Genomic DNA, 21,628 nt, shown 5'->3' with positions numbered 1-21,628 from the left:
GGTGAGATCATGCTGGACATGCATGAGCTGCTGTCTTGGATCTGGTCGATCGGCTTGGCCTGCTCGGCCGCGTATTATTACATGGCGTGGCTGCATTCCGGATCGCGCAGCGCTTCCCTGCTGCCTGCGGCGGCCGTGCTCGGCGCTCCTAGCGTGATCCGGCCCGCTGCCGCCAGCCGTCCGATCAGCCACAGGCTGATCCGGCTGAGGAAGCGCAAGGAATCGCCCGATGACGACGCCTCCGCCTGCCTGTCCCTTGTCGCTGTCGCTTAGACAACACAAGGGAGGATCACTATGTTTGCCATGATTCCGAAGCCGAGGCTCGGAGCATTCGCCAAGGGCGCGCTGGCCGCAATCGCCCTGCTGCTGCTCGCCGGCTGCGGCGCGCACGGCTCCATTGATGCCGACACGCCAGGGCTGTTCAACCACTACGTCGTCTTTCCGCTGAGCTGGCTGCTGCGCGTTCTGGCAGGGGGGCTGCACGATAATTACGGCATCGCGCTCATCCTCGTGACGCTGCTCGTGCGGCTCGCGCTCATGCCGCTCATGCTGCGCCAGTACCGCGGCCAACAGGTGATGAAGGGCAAGATGAAGCGCATGCAGCCGGAGCTCGAGGCGCTCAAGGCGCGCCATGCAGGCGGGGACAAGACGCCGGAGTCGATGCAGAAGCAGCAGAAGGAAATGATGGAGCTGTACAGCAAGCACGGCTACAACCCGCTTGCGATCGGCTGCCTGCCGCTGCTCATCCAGCTGCCGATCCTGACGGGGCTCTACTATGCGATCCGCATGAGTCCGGAGCTGTCGAGCCACAGCTTCCTCTGGTTCCAGCTCGGCCAGCCGGACCTCGTCCTGCCGCTGCTCGCGGCGGCCGTCTACTTCGTGCAGGCGAAGCTGTCGCAGCGGGGCATGGAGCAGACCGACATGCAGAAGCAGATGGCCTGGATGGTCTACCTGTCGCCGGTCATGATGGGACTGTTCTCGTTCACCGCTCCCGCGGCGTTGCCGCTCTACTGGACGGCGGGCGGCCTGATCCTCATCGTGCAGACGCTGCTGGGGCAGCGGCTGTACCGGCATCTGGCCGAGGGCGAGGAGCCTGCGGCTCCCGCCGGACGCGCGCGCGGCGCCGCCGCCAAAGGGGCGCGCTGACGCCGCAGGGCGCCGGCCGCGATACGAAAAAAGCCATCCGACCGCCGCTGGCGACATGAAAAAGAGCCTTTCCGACCGCCAACGGCGGCTGGAAAGGCTTTTTGGCGCGGCCTGGGGCCGAAAGCTACACGTTGACCTCGATCGGCTCGTCCTTTCCCTTGAGCTTCACCCGCATGTACTCCACGTTCTGCGAGCTTCCGAGATTGACGTTCTTGGAGTCGAACTCGATCTCGTCCTGCACTTCAAGGCGACCTCCGTCCTCGACGGTTTGGCCGATCGTCTTGCGCAGCGAGCGGTCGGGATCGTTCAGCAGCAGGTTGCTCTTGAGGACGGGCTCGACCCATTCGACGTCCTGCGCCGAGCCGCTGACATTTTCGAGCGTGACGCGGTAGGTGAGCTTTTTCCAGTTGGCCTTGCCGGGCATGATATCGAGACCTTCGCTGGCGACGCGGGACTTCCAGCCGTCGGTCACGGGAGAGGTGAAATTGCAGCCGCCGAGCAGCAGCGTGGAGAGCAGGGCGAGCAGCGCGAGCAGCTTCATCGAACGGACGGCCGGACGGCGATCCAGCGAGGTGTTCATCGGGCGACAGCTCCTTGTACGCGAAAGTCGGGCAGCCGCGGAAGGCGGCCCTTTCCTCCATTGTAGAGAACGGCGGCTGCCGGGGCAAAGGACATTCCGTGACAATTGAGGCTGCGCCTGTCCGAATGACTGGCGGTGCCGGGAGAAAGCGGCTCTCCTGGCATAGCCTTCCCGGGCGAGGCAGGTTTCATGAGCGGCACGGGGAACCCCGGCGCATCGGCCCGACGAGGGAGTCGGGAGTGCCTTGGATAGCGGAACTCCGGCGCGTCGGCCCGACGAGGGAGCCGAGGGTGCCTTGGCTAGCAGAAAACCGGCGCACCGGCTCGACGAGGGAGTCGGGAGTGCCTTGGATAGCGGGACTCCGGCGCGCCGGCTTGAGGAGGGAGTGGAGAGTGCCTTGGATAGTGGAAAGCCGGCGCGTCGGCCCGACGAGGGAGCCGAGGGTGCCCTGGATAGCGAAAAGCCGGCGCATCGGCTCGACGAGGGAGTCGAGAGTGCCCTGGATAGCGGAACTCCGGCGCGCCGGCCCGACGAGGGAGTCGGGAGTGCCTTGGATAGCGGAAATCTGACGTGTTGGCCCGACGAGGGAGTCGAGAGTGCCTTGAACTCTTCGAGCCTGCGCCCGACCTCAAAGAGCCCGCACGTACACTCTCCCGCCATGCGTCTCCGCGGCGACCGGGGCCTCGAAAAACTCCGTCAGCGTCGGCGAGTCGAGCACGTCGGCCACCGGCCCGCTGCGGAAAATCTGCCCCCGGCGCAGCAGCAGCGCATGGCCGAGCTCCGGCACGATCTCCTCGGTATGATGCGTGACGTAGATGAGGGTCGGTGCATCGGGCCGGCGGGCCAGCTCGGAGATGCTTTCGAGCAGCCGCTCGCGCGAGAACAGGTCGAGCCCGTTGCACGGCTCGTCGAGGATGAGCACCCGCGGCGAAGCCATGAGGGCGCGCGCGACGAGCAGCTTCTGCTTTTCGCCCTGCGAGCAGGTGCCGTACTCCCGGTCCCATAGATGGGAGCATCCGAGCGCCTTCATATGCTCCCGGGCTCGCGTCTCGTCCCCCTCGGATACATCGTCGTACAGCCCGATCGTCGCATGGATGCCGCTCAGGACGACGTATTGGGCGCGGTCGGTCTTGTACAGCTTGTCCTGCAAAGAATTGCTCACCCATCCAATCGACTTGCGCAGCTCGCGCAGGTCGACCTCGCCGTACTTGCGCCCGAGCACGGACACCTCGCCCGACGTCGGCCAGATGTAGCCGCAGACGATGTTCAGCAGCGTCGTCTTGCCGGAGCCGTTCAGGCCGAGCAGCGCCCAGTGCTCGCCGGGCCGCACGCGCCAGCTGACATCGTCGAGCAGCGTCCGATTCTCTCTTTTCCACGTCACATGCTTCAGCTCGATCATGATGATCCCTCCCGATTCAATTGACCTGTATATCGTTCTATTCTAAAGGATTTTCCTGCAGCGGACCTATACAAAATCTTTAAAATTCGCTGACGAGGCCTTTACATCGCCTTGATATGCTCGCTAGCAGGACAGCCAAGCTGACGAGGGGGACAAACAAGATGAACAGGAAGAAGCGGAACTGGATGCGCGCGGCAGGACTCGGACTGAGCCTGACGACCGCGGCGGCCGGACTGGTGCCGGCAGCGGGCCTGGGAACGGCCGCTGCGGCGACGGAGGAGCAGGCGGCGGTCGCGGCCGTTTCGGCGACGGCGTCCGAGACGGTGTCTCAGCAGGTGTACGCCGATGCCTTCGCCATGACCAAGATCGGCGAGTACCGCGTCGGCATGGCGAGCGAGGACGGCGGCGTGGCCGAGATCGTGAAGTACAACCGCGACAACGGACGGTTCTACGTCGTGAACGGCTCCGCCACTCCGCCGAGCCTCGACATTGTCGAGCTGAAGGCGGGCACGATGCAGCTTCAGCGCAAGCTCGACGTCAAGCAGCTGGCTGAGGCCGAGACCGGCTTCGCCTTCGGCGACCTGACGAGCGTCGACATCAACGTGGCGGCGAAGCGCGTGTTCGTCGCCGTGCAGGCGGCAGGCGCGAACGACGCGGGCCGGGTGCTGGAGCTCGATTACGAGGGCAATCTGGTGAAGGCGTATCCGGCAGGCAAGCAGCCGGACATGGTGAAGTCGACGCCGGATGGCCGGTACGTGCTGACCGCCGATGAGGGCGAGCCGCGCGGCGGCGCCGGCACGCCCGATCCGGAGGGCAGCGTCACGATCGTCGATCGCAGCACGGGCACGTCGCGGCAGATCGGCTTCGGCGACGCGAGCGTCATCGACGACCGCGTCCATATCCGCGGGGCTGTCGACGGCAGCGGCCAGATCGTCGGCAAAGGACCGAAGTCCAAAGCGGCGACCGATCTGGAGCCGGAGTACATCGCGCTGTCGAAGGACGGAAAGACCGCGTATGTCTCGCTGCAGGAAAACAACGCCGTCGCCGAGCTCGACATCGAAGCGGGACGCTTTACGGCGGTGCGCGGCCTTGGTCTTAAGGATCTGAGGCTGCCCGAGAACGCGCTCGACCTCGACGGCAAGGACAAGCAGTACAAGCCGGTGACGGCCGACGCCTACGGCGTCTACATGCCGGACGGCATCGCTTCGTACGAGGCGGGCGGCCGCATGTATCTGGTCACGGCCAACGAAGGCGACGCCACGGAATGGCCGGGCATGACGAACGCCTCCAAGGTGAAGTCGCTCAAGGACAAGCTGGCGCCGGGCTCGGCCGCGGCGGCGTTTTTCGGAGCAACCAAGGCGTATGACGACGTCGAGGCGATGAGCGACTGGGGCACGGACGCCATCTATCTGTACGGCGGCCGGTCGTTCTCGATCTGGGACGCGGCGGAGCTGAAGCAGGTGTACGACAGCGGCAACGCGTTCGAGGCGATTACCGCCTCGCGGCTGCCGGACTATTTCAACGCCTCCAACACGAATAAGAAGTTCGATTCCCGAAGCACGAAAAAAGGACCGGAGCCCGAGGACGTGCGGATCGGCCATGTCGGCGAGCGCACGCTTGCCTTTACCGGCCTCGAGCGCATCGGCGGCGTCATGGCGTATGACGTGACTTCTCCGGCGGATGCCCGGTTCGTCAGCTACGTCAATACGCGGGACTTCAGCGAAAGCGGGGGCGAAAACGCGATGAACACCGATTCCGCGCCAGAGGGGCTCGAGTTCATTGCCGCGGCGGACAGCCCGACGGGACAGCCGCTGCTGCTCGTCGCCCATGAAGTGAGCGGCACGGTCGCCCTTCTGCAGCTGGAGACGACGCGCGTAGAGCTGGCCAGGCAGGAGCTGGCCTTGACGGCTGGCGAGGCGGCGGTGCAGCTGGAGGCGAAAGCGGTGCCCGGAGCGGGAGCCCCGACGGTTACTGCGCTGACCTATTCGTCCAGCCGGCCGGATATCGCCTCGGTCGATGCGGCCGGCAAGGTGAAGCCGCTCCAGGCTGGCAGCGCGGTCATCCGCGTCGTCAGCGCCGACGGCTACGGCGTCGCCGAGCTGAGCGTGACGGTGAAGGCGGCGGCAGAGCCGAGCGTCTCGCCGACTCCGACGCCAAGCGCAACGCCTACGCCGACGCCGACGCCGGGTGGTGGCGGGGGCGGCGTCGTGCCGACGTCGAGCCCGAGCGTCTCGCCAAGCCCGACGCCATCTCCTGCGGCTGTGCAGGTGAGCGTGATCGGCGGCGTCGCGAGCGGCGTGCTGGAGCAGGCGGCAGGCACGGACGGCTTCGCCGAATTCGGCGCGGCCGGTCTGGAGCAGGCGCTGGAGCAGCTGAGCACGGCCGGAGCGGCCCGGCGCGAGCTGGAGCTGCGCGCGGCAGCCGGCTCGGCGGACGCGGCCGGACTGCGGCTGACGGCCGAGGCGGCCGCGAAGCTGGCGGCGGCAGGCTTGGAGCGCGTGACGCTGAGCGCGGCGGGACTGGCTTCCGCCGAGTGGAGCGGCGAGGCGTTCGCCGCGGCGGTGCGTGCCGCCGGAGGCGGCGCATGGTCGCTGGAGGCGAAGGGCGGCAGCGGCGCGGTGAGCGTGACGGTCATCGCCGCCGGCAAGGAGCTGCGCGGAGCGGACGCCGCAGCGGTGCGGCTGAGCCTGCCTTACGCGCCGTCGACCGTGGAAGCGAAGCGGCCGGAAGCGATCGTGGCGCTCGATGCGGCGGGCCGGCCGATTATCCGCAGCTCGTATCGGGATGGCCGGCTGATCCTGGCCGGCAGCGGCTCGGGCTCGTACCGGATCGCATTTGAAGCTGCGGCCTATGGCGATACCGCCGGCAAGTACATGGAAGCCCCGGCCGCGTTCCTGACGGCCCGCGGCATCGTGCAAGGCACGGCAGCCGGCGTTTTCTCGCCGCAGCGGACGCTGACCCGCGCCGATCTCGCGGTCATGCTGAGCCGCCTGGCGGGAGCGGACGGCGGCGCTGGAGCGGCAGCCGGCGGCAGCGGCTTCGCAGACGTGCCGAGCGGCGCCTATTATGCGCCGGCAGTCGCTTGGGCGGCGGCCGAAGGCATCGCGGGCGGCACCGGCGGCGGACGCTTCGAGCCGCTCGCGCCGGTGACGCGCGAGCAGCTGGCCGTGATGCTCGCGCGCTTCGCGGGCAGCGCCGGCTGGGAGCTGCCGTCCGTCGGAGCGAGCGCCTTCGCGGATGCGGCCTCCATCTCGCCGTTTGCACGCGAGGCGGTGGACGTCTTGGCCGGGGCCGGCATCGTGAGCGGGCGTCCGGGCGCGGACGGCCAGGCGCGCTTCGCGCCGCAAGCGTCCGCCACGCGCGGCGAAGCGGCGGCGATGCTCTCGATGTTCGTGCAGGCTTCCTTCCTCTAGAGGTTACTGGGTTTATCCGGCTGTACGGCATGAGCCGGCTGCAGCCGGAAAAAATCGGGTTGCAGCTGTCGCGGAGCGCTCGAAGCCGGCTGGAACCGGAAGAAATCGGGTTGCAGCTGTCGTAGAGAGCTCGAAGCCGGCTGGAGCCGGAAATAATCGGGTTGCAGAAACGATGGCTTGAAAACGGATCGGCCAATATGTCGGAAAGCGAACCCGGGCATGTGAAAAGGATGTTCTTTGTCGAGGCGATCGACAGGGAACATCCTTTTTCGGTCTTGAAGGAAAGTCATTTTCGCAGGTTGCCGAGATTAGGGTATGGATACGAACAGAGGAGGCTGCAACCCGGCTGTTCGCGTAAGGCCCTTTTTTTGAAGAGACCCAGAGTCCGTCTCGCATCCATTCGGGTAGACGAGGCGATGTTGCTGCGGCGGAGAGGACGCTCGTCAGTGCCCAATTTACCACTGGTGGAGGCCTTGCGACAGAAATGGAGCCCGTCAGTGGCAAATCTACCACTGGTGGAGGCATTGCGGCGGAAATGGAGCCCGCCAGTGCCCAATTTACCACTAGCAGAGGCGCTGCGGCGCAGCATGCGTCTGTGCGATCGGATAACCAGCAAGGGCAGCATGCGTCTGTGCGATCGGATAACCAGCAAGGGCAGCATGCGTCTGTGCGATCGGATAATCACCAGGGCAGCATGCGGCTGCATGCAGACCGCCTGTACGGCCTGCATGCAGCTGCGCGAGCGGACCGCCCAGCCTTATCCCGCCTACCCCCGCATGCGCGAGAGGAACTGGTTCATGAGCAGCGGCAGCGAGATGAGGATCGGCGGATCGTCGGGGCGCGGCTCATACAGCAAGGCATGCTGAAAGGGCGCGGGCGAGGAAGGGCCGACCTCGATCGGCGAGCGGGCGCGGGTGCGCAGCGTCGTCTGCGGCAGCAGCATGTCCATCGCTCCCATCGCCCAGGAAAGCGTCGTCCCCATCAAATAGTAGGTGCCGGGCCGGACGCCGGTGAACCGAAAGGCGCCGGGCCGCGGCAGCAGCGTCCCGTGGATCGGCATGCCCTCCGGAATCGGCTTGGCGAACAGGCCGATCAGGACGAAGCCGTCAAAAGGCAGGACGGGCTCGACGAATCCGCTCACCTCCGACCAGACCGGGGAGGACGACGCCTGGATCGTCGGATCGTCCCAGCTGTCCAGCGCCTGCAGCCGGCGGGCCTGATCGCCGACAGCGGAGCGGGACTGGCGGAACTCGGACGGCGTCAGCCCGACCCGCTGGGTGAAGCGAGTCGTGAACGTGCCGAGGCTCTGCTGCCCGATCTCGAGGCTGATGTCGCGGATCGTGTACTCGGTTTTGAGCAGCAGGTCCTTGGCCCGGCTGAGCCGCAGCGAGGAGACGTAGTAGAGCGGCGTCAGCCCGGTGCGCTCCTTGAACAGGCGGGCGAAATGAGAAGGGCTGTACGAGATATGCTTGGCCAAACGCTCCAGGGGCATAGGGTCGAACAAATTGCCTTGGATATAGTCGATGACTTGATCCAGCTCATCTTGCGGCACGAGGCTCCTCCTTTGTCCGAAGCCGCGCATGGCGGACCTGCAGCCTCGGTCGAGAACATTTGTTCCTATTCTAGTCGATCTGGATGCGATTGGCAAGACTGGGTTTCGGGTCCCGCTCCTCTCAGCGCCTCGCGCTGAGCTGGCTTTTCCACAGCACGAAGCGGTGCCGGTCGCGCTCCGCTCCGAGTCCGCGCAGCGCCTCGGCCGCCGGCGTCTCGTCCACCGGGCGGCCGTTCCACTGCTCGACGGCGATTTTGGCCAGCCCCTGGCGGGCGGCGATCGACGCGAGCGCCTGCTGCAGCGAAGCGGCCGCAGGCGCTTCGTCCCGCGCCTCTCCCTTCGGGCCGAGGCTGCGGATGCGGCGGCCGTTGCTTTCCACCCAGAAGCGCCATTCTCCGTCCTCCAGGACGAGGAAGTTGCCGGGCTTGCGGGCAAAGCCGCCGTCGCCGTCCCCGGGCCAGTCGGCCAGCAGGCCGAACGGATTGGCCGGATCGGCCGCGCTCAGCACGGTCAGGCCATCCTCCTCGCCGGGCAGCGGCTGGCGCAGCGACTCGGCGATTTCCCGCGTCGTGAACTGCATCGCCGGGACGCCTTCGATGAGCTGTCCGCGCACGAGCACGCCCCATTCCTCGAGCCGCTTGAGCGCCGGCAGCAGCTCGTCCCAGGCGCACGGCGACATCGCGGCCGCCAGGTCGCGCGACACGATGCCGTAGACGTCGAGCAGCCGGTCGATCCAGCGCAGCGCCGGCGATCCGTCCTGCGGGAGAGAGCCTGCGGCGGGCGCGGCGCCGTCCCCATGATGCGCATTGGAGGCGGACGTCTCTGAACGGAGAGCCGGCAAGCCGCTCTCCGTGCCCGCGCTTGGCTCGGCCGCGCTCCGCTCCGCCAGTCCTGGGCTTGCCGCGGCTTGCGGCCTATGCGAACCGCTGTCCTGCGGCGGACGCAGCGAGCCGGTCCAGAACCAGCGGCCGAGCCCGGAGCCGCCCCAGGCGCCCCGGCCGGAACGGGAGCCGCGCGAGCGGGAGGCCGAAGACGGGCCGCGCAGCGGGGCGAACTGGTCGTTCGATACTTGACCTTGCCAGACGAGCTCGAGCAGCTCGGCCTGGACCTCGGACGGCTGGCGGCCGAGCTCGCGGGCGAGCGGGGCGAGGAACATCGCGCCGCCGCGCTTCAGTCGCTCCAGCAGCTGCGGATGGGCGGGCCGCGCATCCTCCTGCGGCAGCCAGGAGGCGATCAGATCGCGCGATTCCGGGAGGAAGAAGGCGATCTTGCCTTCCTTTTCCCCGTCGCCCTGGCGTCCGAGCCACAGCACCTCGCCGGAGGCGCAGAGCAGGTCGAGCTCCTCGGGCCGGTAGGAGGCGAGCCGCGACGGCAGCAGGAACGACTCCCAATACGACAGCGGGAAAAAGAAGCCCTGCAGCTGCTCCAGCACCCGCAGCAGGCCGTGCTCTCCTTGCAGCTGCGTGCCTTGGAGCGCATGCTGCCGGCCGGCGAGGAGACGGCACCAGCGGACGGCGTCCGCCGCCTCGCTGCGGCCGCGCGCCGCCTGCACGGACAGCCGGACGACGCGCGCGGCGGTCAGCGCCGACGTATAGAGGAACTCGTCCTCCTCGGCGAAAGGCGCGAGCTGGATGCGGTCCGCCTCCAGCAGCCGCGGAATCAGGCTCCGCGCGCCGTCCGCGCCGAGCGCCGGATAGCGGGCGGCCAGCTCCTCCGGCGTGAAGGCGAGCCGGCCGGCGATCCAGCGCTCGACGACGAAGGACGCGGCGTCGTCCTCCTGCGGGAAGCGGCCGTACAGCTCGGCCTCGTCCGCGCAGATGAAGCGGCCCGCTAGCCCGCCGCCCGGCTCGTAGCCGGCGACGCGCCGCTGCTGCCGCAGCTGGCGCAGCCAGCCGGCTGCCGAAGGATCGGCATCGGCTGCGCCCAGCAGCTCCGCCTCGGTCAGGTCGCCTCGCTGCTTGAGCAGCCGGTAGAGCTCGTCCGCGCTGCCCGGGGCTCCTGCGGCCGGCGTCTCGAGACGCCTGCGCTCCGCTTCGAGCACCTGCGGATCGACGGCTCCGCGCAGCGCTTCCTGGCCGAACAGCTCGCCGGCGAGCTCGCGGCTCATCTGCAGCAGCTGCGCCTGGACGGCGCGGTCGAGGCCGTCGCCCTCGTAGATGCGCATGTTGACGTAGTCGGCGGCGAACTGCGAGGCGAGCGGGGACGGCAGGTCGCGGTTATGGACGGCCATCGCGATCCGGCCTTCCTGCATCTGGCCGAGCAGATCCTTGAGGCGCGGCTCGTCGAGATAGTCCCGCAGGCATTCGCGCATCGCCTCGCCGAGATAGGGGAAGCGGTCCGCATAAGGAAGCGCGGCCCGCAGCAGCTCCTCCCCGCGCAAGCGGAGCTGCCACATCGGCGTGCGGCCGAAGCTGCGCTTCAGCAGCAGCGACGTCTCGGCGATGCGCCGAAACGCTACGGCGAGCAGCGGCGAGCCGGGCAGCGCCTCGACGAGCAGCTCCCGCAGGTTGTCCGGCGTCACGGAACGGACCGCCTGCAGCCAGGACGGATCCCACTCCGGCAGCACGAACTCGATGCCGTTGTCCTTGGCGTTGCCGTACAGGCGATGGGGCAGGCTCGTCTCGAACTTCCGCTCGATCGCCAGCTGCCAGGTGCGGTTCACTCGGCGGCCCCAGGCGTTGTGGATGACGATATGGGTCTGGCCGGCGATGTCCTTGTACACCTCCACCGCCAGCCGCGCGGCGGTCGGGACGACGCCGGTCGCCCGCTGCGCGCGCACGAGGGAGACGAGGCTGCGCGCAGCCCGGTCGTCGAGGCGGTACGGCTCCTGCAGGTCGCGGATGACCGCTTCCTCCGCCGCGCTGAAAGGGGCGTCCGATTCGGCGGCGTTCGTCGGAGCGAGCGGAGCCCCGTCGCCGGCTGCCGGCGACATGGGGCGGGCAGGCTCGGACTCCGGGCCGTCGGGCAATGCCGGGGCCGCTCCAACGCGAGCCGCGTCGAATGACGTTTCCGAGGGAGCTTCATGGGAAGCCGCATCGGCCGCAAGGATGGTCGGCGCCGCATCGCGAGCATCGGCCGGGGCGGGCGCTCCAACGCGAGCCGCGTCGAATGACGATGCCGAGGGAGCTTCACTGGAAGCCGCATCGCCGTGAGCCGCATCTGCGGCCTCCAGCCGCTCCATCAGCTCCGTCCAGAGCTGTGCGACGCGTTCGCCGAGCCGGTAGGAGCGGGAGCCGGCCTCGTTGCGCCAGAATGGAATCTCGCTGAAGCGGTTGCCCGTTTCTTTGACATAGACGCGGTCCTTGCTGATGCTCGAGATCATCCAGGAGCTCGTGCCGAGCTGGAACACGTCGCCGACGCGGCTCTCCTGCACGAACTCCTCGTCCAGCTCTCCGACATGGGAGCGGCTGTCGGCGTGGTGCACGGGATAGGCTCCGCTCTGCGGGATTGTGCCGGCTCCCGTCACGGCGGCCATGCGGCTGTTCGGGCGCGGGCCGACGGCGTCCGCCTCGCGGTCCCATTCCAGCAGCGGGCGGGCGAACGGGTACAGTCCGGCCAGCACCGCGAGCATGTCGAGCAGCCGCTGGCGCGGAAAAGCCCGGTAGCTGTCGCTGCCGAGGATGAGCCGGTACATCTCCTCGACCGGAACCGTGTCGAGGGAGGCGATCGCCACCGCCTGCTGCGACAGCACGTCGAGCGCGTTACGCGGCACCTCGATCGGGTCGATGTCCCGCTCGGCGATCATGCGCGCGAGCACCGCGATCTCCGGCAGGACGCCGCGCTGGCGGGCCAGGATGACGCCGCGGCTCGCCTCGCCGACGCCGTGGCCCGCGCGTCCGATGCGCTGGATGCCGGCTGCCGCGGACAGCGGCGAGTCGAGCTGCACGACGAGGTCGACATGGCCGACGTCGATGCCGAGCTCCAGCGAGGAGGTAGCGACGATGCAGCGGAGACGGCCTTCCTTGAGCAGGCGCTCCACCTCGAGCCGCCGCCCCCGGTCCATGCTGCCGTGATGGGCGCGGCACATTTCCTGGCCGGTGTAGTCGTTGAGGCGCAGGCACAGCCGCTCCGCCATGCGGCGGCTGTTGACGAACACGAGCACGGAGCGGCAGCCCTCCATCAGCTGCAGCAGCCGGTCCATGATCGGGAACCAGACGGAGTCGCGGCTGCCGCCGAGCCGGACGCGCCCCGGCATCGTGACGAGGACGTCCATCGTCTTGGCCATCGCGCTTTCGATGATGGCGACCGGACGGGGAACGTAGCCGAGCGGATGGGCAGGCAGCGGCTCGGCTTGGGCGGATGCCTCCTCGGCGAGGGGGCCGATCGGCGCTGGAGCCGCGTCGGGGAGAACCGCCTGCGCAGTCCCTGCGTCGGGGAGATCCGCCAGCGCCTTCGCCGCATCAGCGATGCTCGCCGACTCTTCCGCCGCGAAGGCTTTCGGCGGCGCCCAGCCGCCGAGGAAGCGCGCGACGCGCTCCATCGGCTTTTGCGTCGCGGACAGTCCGATGCGCTGCAGCGGGCTTCCCCGCCAGGCTTCGAGCCGCTCGAGCGTCAGCGACAGGTGCGAGCCCCGCTTGTCCGCAGCCAGATCGTGGATCTCGTCGACGATGATCTGCTCGGCCGTCTGCAGCATGAGGCGTCCTTTGTCGGAGCCGAGCAGGATGAACAGCGATTCCGGCGTCGTCACGAGCACGTCGGGCGGACGGCACAGCATCGCGGCGCGCTTCGAGGAGGGCGTGTCGCCGGTCCGGACGGCGCAAGTAATACCCGGCACTCCTTGGTGTGACCATTGTTCCATCCGCTCCGCGATCTGCGCGACGAACTCCGTCACATGGTCGTAGATGTCGTTGTTGAGCGCCTTCAGCGGCGTGACGTAGAGGACGCGCACGCCCGGCCGCCAGACGGAGGCGGCCTTGCCGGATCCGGCGGCTGGCGCAGAGTCGGATGCCGGTGCAAGGTCGGGAGCGGAGGCAGATTCGGATGCCGAAGCGGATCGGGGCGTGGGATCGGCTCCGGGATCGGCTTCCGCAGCTGGCGCAGGCTTGGCTGCGGCGACGCGACCCGCTCCGGCTCCATCCGGCGAAAAGGCGGCTTCCTTGGCCCGCAGCAAGCGGTCCAGGCAGGGGAGCAGCGCCGCAAGCGTCTTGCCGGAGCCCGTCGGCGCCGCGAGCAGCGTATGAGCGCCGCCGAGGATGGACGACCAGGCGCTGCGCTGCGCATCGGTCGGCATCCCGAACGAGTCGGCGAACCAGCGGGCCAGCACGGGGTGAAACGGCTCGAGAGCCGGATCGAGGCTGTCCGCGCTCCGGGCATTCCCTGGCGGGCGGTCTCCGGCGCCCCCGATGGCTTCCGCTCCCGCGTCGACGCCGTCGGCCGGGACTGCGCTTCCTTCATGGCGCCCGGACCGGCTTTTCGGACGAACGCCGGCTTCGGCTTGACGCCGGTCCCGGCTCGGACCGCCTTTTTCTCCTGGAGCTTTCATGCTTGCCAAGCCTCCCTCGCGCGCCGGATGGCGGCATTTTCCATTAGCATACACCATTGGCCGGGCCGTTGCCTGCTCCGCCGAAAAGAGCGGCTATCGCCATCCGGAGAGATTCCGTCCGTCCGCAACTCTATCAATCTCCCACTCGTCTAGAAGAGCAGGTAGAAAATTCCGGAAATCCGCTATCCCGCCGATCCGCCGAAGGAGGACCTCCATCCATGTCCGTAGTCCCGACCCGCCGTCTGACCGCCGCCGCGCTCGCCTCCGCCCTGCTGGCCGGAGCCGCACTGTCCGGTCCGGCCGGAGCAAGCGCTTCGCCGCTCGCTGCTCCAGTCGCTGCCGCCGCTGCCAAGCCGCTGCCGCCATTCGCTGGAGCGGCCGTCGCTGCGCCTTCGGCGAAGCTGTTCACGCTGGCGTCCGGCGTCCTGCCCGGCGCATCGTCCGCGACCGCCGCTCCGGCTCCGCTGGCGGCCAAGCTGTACGCTTCCGTGCCGCTGGCCGCGCCGGCGGCCGCCGTGCCGTACGCTGCCGCCGCCGCATCGGCGACGATTTTGCTCGACGGCTTCCCGCTCGCCTTTCCTGCCGCGCCGCAGCTCGTGAAAGGCACGACGATGGTGCCGTTCCGCGCCATCGCCGAAGCGTTGAACGTCCCGGTCGTCTGGGACGCCAAGGCCAAGACGGTCGCCGCGAACAAGCCGCTTGCGGACGGCAGCCGGCGCTCCGTGCTGCTGCGCGTCGGCAGCAAGCAGGCGCAGCTGGACGGCCAGGCGGCCGCGCTCGCCCAGGCGCCCGTGCAGAGCGGCGGCAGCGTGCTCGTGCCGCTGAGCTTTTTCAGCAGCGCCTTCGGCGCCCAGGTGAGCTGGGACGGCGCGGCCAAGACGGTCCGCATCCTGTCGCCGGCCGAACGCGTCTACGTCAAAGGCTATTATGCGATCAGCTCGTTCTCGCAGGTGAAGATGCTCGACCGCTTCGACTCGGTCGCCTTCGGCTGGGGGCGGATCGGCGAGGACGGCAAGCTGACGCTCAGCGGCAAAGACTTCTACTGGCCGAGCGCCAGCGGCGCCACGACGCCGGAGAGCATCGTCGCGGACGCGTCGGCGGCGGGGGTCAACACGCAGTTCATGGTGTTCGGCGCGGACGGGCGCGGGGAGCTGACCAAGCTGCTCGGCGATCCAGCGCTGCGGACGGAGGCGATCCAGGGCATCGTGTCGACCGCTTCGATCGGCGGCTTCCGCAGCATCGCGCTCGATTTCGAGGGGCTCGGACTGACGGGGGACAAGGCGGCGGCCAAGCAGTCATTCACCCGCTTCGTCACCGACCTTCGCACCGCTTCCCGGGCCGCAGGGCTCGGCTTGTCGCTGGCGCTCCACCCGCTCAACGGGGCGTTCGGCGGGTATGACTACAAGGCGCTGGCGCAGCAGTCGGACGAGATCGTCATCATGGCCTATGCGTACGAGGGGGAAAAAGGTCCGGAGCCGCTCGTCCGCGTGGACGAGGCGATCCGGCTGGCGCTAAAGGAAACCGACCGCAGCAAGCTGCTGCTCGGCATCTCGATGGGCAGCGAGACGGCGGTCTCGCTGCGCGGTCCGGCCGGGCTCGCCAAGCGCTACGGCCTCAAGGGCATCGCGCTCTGGCGGCTCGGCGCCGGCCTCGTCGACGCCAGCTCGCTCAAGGCGCTCGAAGGCACCGTGCAGCTGCGCAAGCCGGTGGAGGGCTAGGGCTAGCCGGCTTTTGCGCTTCGTGCCGCTGGCGGAGCTTTCGGCTCCTCCCGGTTGGTCGGTCGGAGCTTCTCGGACGTCGACCCGAGGCATGAGCCCAAGCTGCTGGCCAGCCTGGAATAGAGCGCGGCTTCGCCAGCCCGACAAAATCGGGCTGCAGGCGCATGAGGCCGCGGGAAAAAGGCCGCAGTCCGACAAAATCGGGCTGCACCAGCCCCTTTCGGAGCAGCTCACGCTGCCCCGAAAGGGGCCTTTGGCATGTCTGACGCACAGGCATGGAATGGACAAGCGTCTTGTGCTCATGCGTTGGCTAGCTTGTCTGAGCGTGCCGTATAATGTAGAGAACGGTTTTGCCCGTGAAAGGAGACCTCACCATGTCCGAATCGACTTCCGGAGCTTCGTCGCGCCGCATGGCGTCCAGCACCGCCGCCCCGGCTCCGCCACCGGGCTCCGCCACAGCCGAGCCCGCCGCCCCGGCTCCGCCACCGGGCCCCGCCGCCCCGGCTCCGCCACCGGGCCCCGCCACTACCGAGCCCGCCGCGCCGCGGGCCGGCTGGCGGGACTTCGTGCGGCTCATCGCCGAGACGAAGCCGCCGCGCGGGCTGTCCGCCGCCGCGCTGACGCTCAGCCTGCTGGCGACGGTCGCCGGCCTCGTCGTGCCGCTCGCGACGAAGCAGTTCATCGACGGCTTCAGCCTGAGCCGGCTGACGGGCGGGCATATCGCGCTGCTGGCCGTCTTTTTCCTGCTGCAGGCGGCCGGCGGAGCGTATTCGAGCTACCTGCTCGCGCGCATCGGCCAGCATGTCGTCGCCCGCCTGCGCGAGCGGCTCTGGCGCAAGCTGATGGCGCTGCCGGTGCCTTATTACGACCGCCACCAGACCGGCGAAACGGTCAGCCGCATGACGAGCGACACGCTCGTCGTGCGCGGGCTCATTACGGACCACCTCGTCGGCTTCGTCACCGGCCTCATCTCGGCAGCGGGCGCGCTCGTCCTGCTGCTGCTGCTCGACTGGCGGATGACGCTCATCCTGCTCGTCGCGATCCCGCTGCTCGCCGGCATCATGGTGCCGCTCGGCATCCGCATGAACCGCATCGCCAAGGCGACGCAGGACGAGACGGCGGGCTTTTCCGGCCATCTGAACAACGTCGTCTCCGAGGTGCGGCTCGTCAAGGCATCCGGAGCGGAGCAGCGGGAGCTGCGCGAGGGACTCGCGGGCATCCGCCGCCTGCAGGCGCTCGGCGTGCGCGAAGGAGCGACCGGCGCGCTCGTCGGCCCTTCGATCTCGCTGACGATCATGACGATGCTCGTCGTCATCATCGGCTACGGCGGCGTGCGCGTCTCCTCGGGCGCGATCACGGCGGGCGACCTCGTCGCCTTCATCCTGTACCTGATGCAGATCATCCTGCCGCTCAGCCAGGTCGCCGTCTTCTTCACCCAGTTCAACAAAGCGATGGGCGCGACCGAGCGCATCAACGGCATGCTCGCCGAGCCGGAGGAGCGGTTCGAGGAAGGGCTGGAGCTCGCGAGAGCGGACCGGCCGATCGTCGCGGAGGGCTTGTCCTTCGGCTACGCAGGGGGAGAGCCGATCCTGAAGGACCTCGGCTTCACGCTGCAGCCGGGGCAAGTGACGGCGATCGTCGGGCCGAGCGGCGGCGGAAAAACGACGCTGTTCTCGCTGCTCGAGCGCTACTACGAGCCGACATCAGGGAGGCTGCTGCTCGGCGGGCAGCCGATCGGCTCGTACTCGCTGGCCAGCTGGCGCGCGCGCATCGGCTACGTCGCGCAGGAAAGTCCGCTCATGGCCGGCACGATCCGCGACAACATGACGTACGGCATCGAGCGCGAGCCTTCTGCGGAGGAGCTGCGCGAGGCGGCCCGCCTCGCCTATGCCGACGAGTTCATCGACGCCTTGCCGGACGGCTATGACACGCAGGTCGGCGAGCGCGGCATCAAGCTGTCCGGCGGCCAGCGCCAGCGCATCGGCATCGCCCGGGCGCTGCTGCGCGCGCCGGACCTGCTGCTGCTCGACGAGGCGACGAGCGCGCTCGACAGCCAGTCGGAGATCGTCGTGCAGCAGGCGCTCGGCAACCTGATGGAGGGCCGGACGACGGTCGTCATCGCGCATCGCCTGTCGACGGTCGTGGATGCGGATCAGATCCTGTTCGTCGAAAAGGGCCGCATCACCGGGCGGGGCACGCATGAGGAGCTGCTTGCCTCGCATGCGCTGTACCGCGAGTTCGCCGAGCGGCAGCTGCGTACGCCCGCCGACCCCGGTTGACCCTTTTTCAACAAGAATCTATACTTAGGGCAACGCCATCAGGCCGAGGAGGAAGGCCTGGGCACGGCATCTCGCCGGAAACCTGCCGAGGCGGCACGATCCGCCGAAAAAACAGAGAGACCCGGACCGCCGGGAAGGATAGAGAGGACTCATCCTCCGAAAGCGTCGGAGGGAGAGGGAGGAGAATGGATATGCCGATGATTTTCAGCGAGGAGGACCTGCAGCGGATCGCCGAGCCGCATCTGCACGGGTACGGAGCGGCAGTCGCGGAAGAGGCGCGGAGCGCGCTTGGCGGAGGCGCTTCCGGCATCGCCGAGGAGGCTCCGGCCGAAGCGGCGCGCGACGCGAGGGACGAGCGCGGGCCATTCCGCGAAACCGCCGCCGAAGCGGCGCCTATCGTCTGCGCCTCGACCCGCCGCATCGTGCTCATCAGCCCGTATCCGAACCTGCTGCATGAGCTGATCCGCGACCTGTCGGCCGCCTGCTACGACGTGCTCGTGTTCCACCGCGTGGACGATCTCGTCCTGCACAGCCTGCAGGCGGACCTGTATCTGCTCGATGCCGGGGCGGCCAACGTGCTCGGCTCGGACCCGGGCTTCCGCACGTTCATCGCCGATCCCGCCAAGCGCCGCCGGGCGCTGGCGATCAAGCCGCAGCGGGGCCAGACGGCCTACGGAGGCAAGGCCGCCCGCCAGGCGGCGGAGTCGTGGCAGCTTGCCGCCGCCGCTCCGCATGAGATGCTCGAGCGCATCGGCCAGCATCTGCTGCGGGAGCGCTCTGCCCATGCGGCGGCGGACGAGGGGCTGCCGGGCTTCAAGGATCTCGTCGTCGACACGAAGCGCATGGCCGTCTTCCGCTCCGGCTCCCGGGTCGACCTGACCAAGACGGAGTACGAGCTGCTGCTTCACTTCATCCTGGCCGAAGGCGCGGTGCTGACCCGCGACCATCTCATGGAGGAGATCTGGGGGGCGGCCTTTTTCGGCAACAGCAACGTCGTCGACGTGCATGTCAAAAGCTTGCGGCGCAAGCTCGGCGACAGCGCCGTCAGCCCGAGCTACATCGAGACCGTGCGCGGCGTCGGCTACCGGCTCGCCGATTAGATCCGCGTGCGTCAGAACGGCCGTTTCCATGGAACCAAGGCATTCAGGGCGCCTTGATCCGCGGAAGCGGCCGTTTTTTTGCGGGAATCAGGAGGGTCTGCGCCCTGATTTTCGCCTCATCTCCGCCTGCCCCTCGTTTTCTCTCGCCGCAAGCCGGGTAATGAAGAGCACGACGATGGGCCGGCTGCGCGCGTGCCGCGGGGACCTGAGCCCATGCCAGAAATGGAAGCGGAGGAGAAAGCCAGATGGGAATTCCAACGGGATTGATCGGCTACGGACTGTCGGGCGCGGTGTTCCATGCGCCGCTGATCGCGGCGGAGGAGGGGCTGACGCTGACCGGCGTCGTCACCTCGCAGAGGGAGAAGGTGCTGGAGGATTATCCGGAGGTGCAGGTGCACGACGATGTCGAGTCGCTGCTCGCGAGCGGCGTCGAGCTCGTTGTCGTGGCGAGTCCGAACACCCTCCACTACGAGCATGCCCGCAGCGCGATTCTCGCCGGCAAGCATGTCGTCGTCGAGAAGCCTTTCACCAACACGTCGAAGGAAGCGGAGGAGCTGATCGCGCTCGCGCGCGAAAAGGGCGTTCGGCTGAGCGTATTCCACAACCGCCGCTGGGACAACGACTTCCTCACCGTCCAGCAGGTGCTCGCCTCCGGCGGCATCGGGCGGATCTCTGTCTACGAGGCGCATTATGACCGCTACGCGCCGGAGGTGGAGGTCGAGACGGCGTGGCGCGACCAGCGGCTGCCGGGCTCCGGCATCCTGTACGATCTCGGCTCGCATCTGATCGACCAGGCGGTGCATGTGCTCGGCATGCCGGAGAGCATCTGGGCCGATCTGCGGCTGGACCGGGAGGGCGCGGTGACGGTCGATTATTTCCACCTCGTGCTCGGCTATCCGCAGTCGCGGGCGATTTTGCGCGCCGGCACGCTCGTGCGTCAGGCCGGTCCGCGCTACATGGTGCATGGGGAGCAGGGCAGCTACATCAAGTACGGGCTCGATCCGCAGGAGGAGCAGCTGAAAAGCGGCCGCCGCCCCGGCGACGAAGGCTGGGGCGCCGACAAGCCGGAATGCTACGGCGAGCTCACGACGGCCGTCGGCGAGCTGACCGTGCGCACGAAGGTCGATACGCTGCCCGGCCGCTACGAGGACTTTTACCGCGGCATCGCCGAGGCGATCCAAGGCGGCGCGGCGCTGCCGGTGCCTCCGGAGGACGCGCTCGGCGTCATCCGCCTGATCGAGGCGGCGCGCCGCAGCGCCAAGGAGAAGCGCGTCATCGAGCTCGCCGAAGACGCGTCCATGGCTTGAGCCCAGGCGGCGCGGCTGCGGCGGGCGGTACGCCAGCACGGCTGCGCAGATGCGGGGCTGTGCGGCTGCACAGCTGTGCGGCGCGCGGCGCTGCCTGGCGCCTAGCGCTGTTTTATCCCGCAAGCTCTGCGGCTCGATCGCGCGGAAGCGAAAAAAGGGGCTGTCCCAAGGATCCCAAAACGGATCTCGGGGCAGCCCCTTTTGCATGCAGGCATGGCCAGCGGGAGCCGACAATGCCTTGACCCGGCGCGGGGATGGCCTTGCCCATCGCTCCGCTTCGGCGGCTCCATCGCGCGCGGCGCTTTGCCGCGCTTAGCGCGCGCCGGCGCCGCCGCGCCGCCTCGCGCGCTCGCGGGCGGCGAGCAGCTTGGCGCGCTGCGCGTCCTGCTGCGGCTGGCCTTGGCCGGCATGCAGCAGCAGCGCAAGCGCCCCGGCCGCCGCGGCGCAGGCGGCCATCGCGGCCAGGAGCAGCGACACGGAGCTGCGCATCAGCAGCGAGGCGACGGGAGGACCGGCCGCTACGCCGACGAAGCGCATGCTGCTGTAGAGCGAGGTGATCGAGCCGCGCTCCTCTTTGGCGATGCCTTCGGTCAGGAAGGCGTCGAGGCACGGCAGGGCGGCGCCGATGCCAAGCCCGGCGACGCTCAGACAAGCGACGCGCACCGCCGTCGCTTCCAGCGGCAGGCAGGCGGCGATGCCCGCCGCAGCCAGCGCGCAGCCGCCGGCGATGATCCACTTCATCGCCGCCTTGCGCTTGCCGATCGTCTTGCCGGCGGCGAACGAGGCGGTGCACAGCACAGCCAAAGGAATGGCCAGCACGAGCCCCTTGCGGATGCCGTGCAGGCCATGCTCTTTTTCCAGCGTCTCCGACAGGTAGAACAGCAGGCCGAACAGGATGAACATGGCGAGGCCGCCGATCAGGAACAAGGCCGACAGCCAGCGCGCGTTGATCCGGAAGAGCCGCCACACCTTGGCGAGGAATTGCTTGGCGGGCGGAGGCGGGGCAGCTCCGTCCCGCCGGGCGGGCACGCGCACGAGCGTCAGCAGCAGGAGCAGGGAGAGGGCGCATAGCGCCGGGATCGACCAGAAAGGCGCTTGCCAGGCGAGGACCGCCAGCGCCGAGCCGACAATCGGGCTCAGCACCTTGCCGAAGGTGTTGGCCGTCTCGATCAAGCCGAGGCCCGCGCTCACCTGCGCCTCGCTGCGGAACATGTCGCCGACGAGCGGCAGCACGATCGGCATCGCGCCGGCAGCGCCCATGCCCTGCAGCAGCCTGCCGGCCAGGATCCATCCGTAGGCGCTGTCGCCGGCGCCGGTCCAGACGCCTTCCCAGCCGCCCGCCCAGCCGCAGATCGCGCCGCCCGCGCCGGCGAGGATGAGGCTCGGAACAATGACCTTGCGCCGGCCGATGCGGTCGGACAAGTAGCCGGCGACCGGGATGAGCAGGATCGCCATGACGGAATAGACGGTAATGAGCAGGCTGGATTGAAGCGGCGTGATGCCGAGAGCGGCCTGGATCCCAGGCAGCACCGGGATGAGCATGGAGTTGCCGAGCGTCATGATGAGCGGCACGGAGGCGAGGGCCAGCAGAGCGGCCTTCTGCCCCCGCGCTCGGGTAGACAGACGTTTCAAGCGAGCCACCGGCACCTTTC

At 68.6% G+C, this 21,628-nt stretch carries 12 protein-coding genes; 7 read left to right on the top strand and 5 right to left on the bottom strand.

Annotated features, from left to right (window positions below):
* Positions 1–9 precede the first annotated feature (9 nt).
* Entirely contained in the window at positions 10–273 is a 264-nt protein-coding gene (locus tag GE073_RS23380; RefSeq protein WP_028598899.1) for a hypothetical protein, read from the top strand.
* Positions 274–294: 21 nt separating this feature from the next.
* The gene (yidC, locus tag GE073_RS23375; protein ID WP_228551748.1) at positions 295–1,146 is read left to right on the top strand and encodes a membrane protein insertase YidC; all 852 of its coding nucleotides are present in this window, start codon (positions 295–297) and stop codon (positions 1,144–1,146) included.
* A 124-nt stretch (positions 1,147–1,270) separates the two neighbouring features.
* Here the strand turns inward: yidC and GE073_RS23370 are convergent, their stop codons facing one another.
* Positions 1,271–1,726: a hypothetical protein gene (locus GE073_RS23370; protein WP_028598900.1), complete on the bottom strand. Its 456-nt coding sequence runs from the start codon at positions 1,724–1,726 to the stop codon at positions 1,271–1,273.
* 628 nt (positions 1,727–2,354) lie between these two features.
* Positions 2,355–3,125, bottom strand: a complete 771-nt coding sequence (locus GE073_RS23365) for an ABC transporter ATP-binding protein (protein ID WP_153784494.1) — start codon at positions 3,123–3,125, stop codon at positions 2,355–2,357.
* A gap of 161 nt (positions 3,126–3,286) precedes the next feature.
* Between GE073_RS23365 and GE073_RS23360 the strand changes: the two genes are divergently transcribed.
* Entirely contained in the window at positions 3,287–6,538 is a 3,252-nt protein-coding gene (locus GE073_RS23360; RefSeq protein WP_194843466.1) for a choice-of-anchor I family protein, read from the top strand.
* Between the two features lie 766 nt (positions 6,539–7,304).
* Here the strand turns inward: GE073_RS23360 and GE073_RS23355 are convergent.
* Positions 7,305–8,030, bottom strand: a complete 726-nt coding sequence (locus tag GE073_RS23355) for a helix-turn-helix transcriptional regulator (RefSeq protein ID WP_228551922.1) — start codon at positions 8,028–8,030, stop codon at positions 7,305–7,307.
* Positions 8,031–8,211: 181 nt separating this feature from the next.
* Positions 8,212–13,572, bottom strand: a complete 5,361-nt coding sequence (locus GE073_RS23350) for a DEAD/DEAH box helicase (RefSeq protein ID WP_194843465.1) — start codon at positions 13,570–13,572, stop codon at positions 8,212–8,214.
* A 218-nt stretch (positions 13,573–13,790) separates the two neighbouring features.
* On the opposite strand from GE073_RS23350, the gene GE073_RS23345 reads away from it, so the two are divergent.
* The 4 genes from GE073_RS23345 (at position 13,791) to GE073_RS23330 (ending at position 19,976) form a co-directional block, all read left to right on the top strand.
* Entirely contained in the window at positions 13,791–15,290 is a 1,500-nt protein-coding gene (locus tag GE073_RS23345) for a stalk domain-containing protein (RefSeq protein WP_153784491.1), read from the top strand.
* A 374-nt stretch (positions 15,291–15,664) separates the two neighbouring features.
* The gene (locus GE073_RS23340) at positions 15,665–17,569 is read left to right on the top strand and encodes an ABC transporter ATP-binding protein (protein WP_228551746.1); all 1,905 of its coding nucleotides are present in this window, start codon (positions 15,665–15,667) and stop codon (positions 17,567–17,569) included.
* Between the two features lie 191 nt (positions 17,570–17,760).
* The gene (locus tag GE073_RS23335) at positions 17,761–18,669 is read left to right on the top strand and encodes a winged helix-turn-helix domain-containing protein (RefSeq protein ID WP_194843464.1); all 909 of its coding nucleotides are present in this window, start codon (positions 17,761–17,763) and stop codon (positions 18,667–18,669) included.
* Positions 18,670–18,914: 245 nt separating this feature from the next.
* Complete coding sequence (locus GE073_RS23330; protein ID WP_153784489.1) at positions 18,915–19,976, top strand: oxidoreductase; 1,062 nt, start codon at positions 18,915–18,917, stop codon at positions 19,974–19,976.
* Positions 19,977–20,288: 312 nt separating this feature from the next.
* Here GE073_RS23330 and GE073_RS23325 read toward each other — a convergent pair whose 3' ends face one another.
* Positions 20,289–21,608: an MFS transporter gene (locus GE073_RS23325; RefSeq protein ID WP_228551745.1), complete on the bottom strand. Its 1,320-nt coding sequence runs from the start codon at positions 21,606–21,608 to the stop codon at positions 20,289–20,291.
* Positions 21,609–21,628 lie beyond the last annotated feature (20 nt).

It is taken from the genome of Paenibacillus sp. B01, from assembly GCF_009649995.1.
Classification (GTDB): Bacteria; Bacillota; Bacilli; order Paenibacillales; family Paenibacillaceae; genus Paenibacillus_O; species Paenibacillus_O pasadenensis.
Note: the sequence above shows the minus strand (reverse complement) of the source record. Positions and strands in the feature narration are given on the sequence as shown.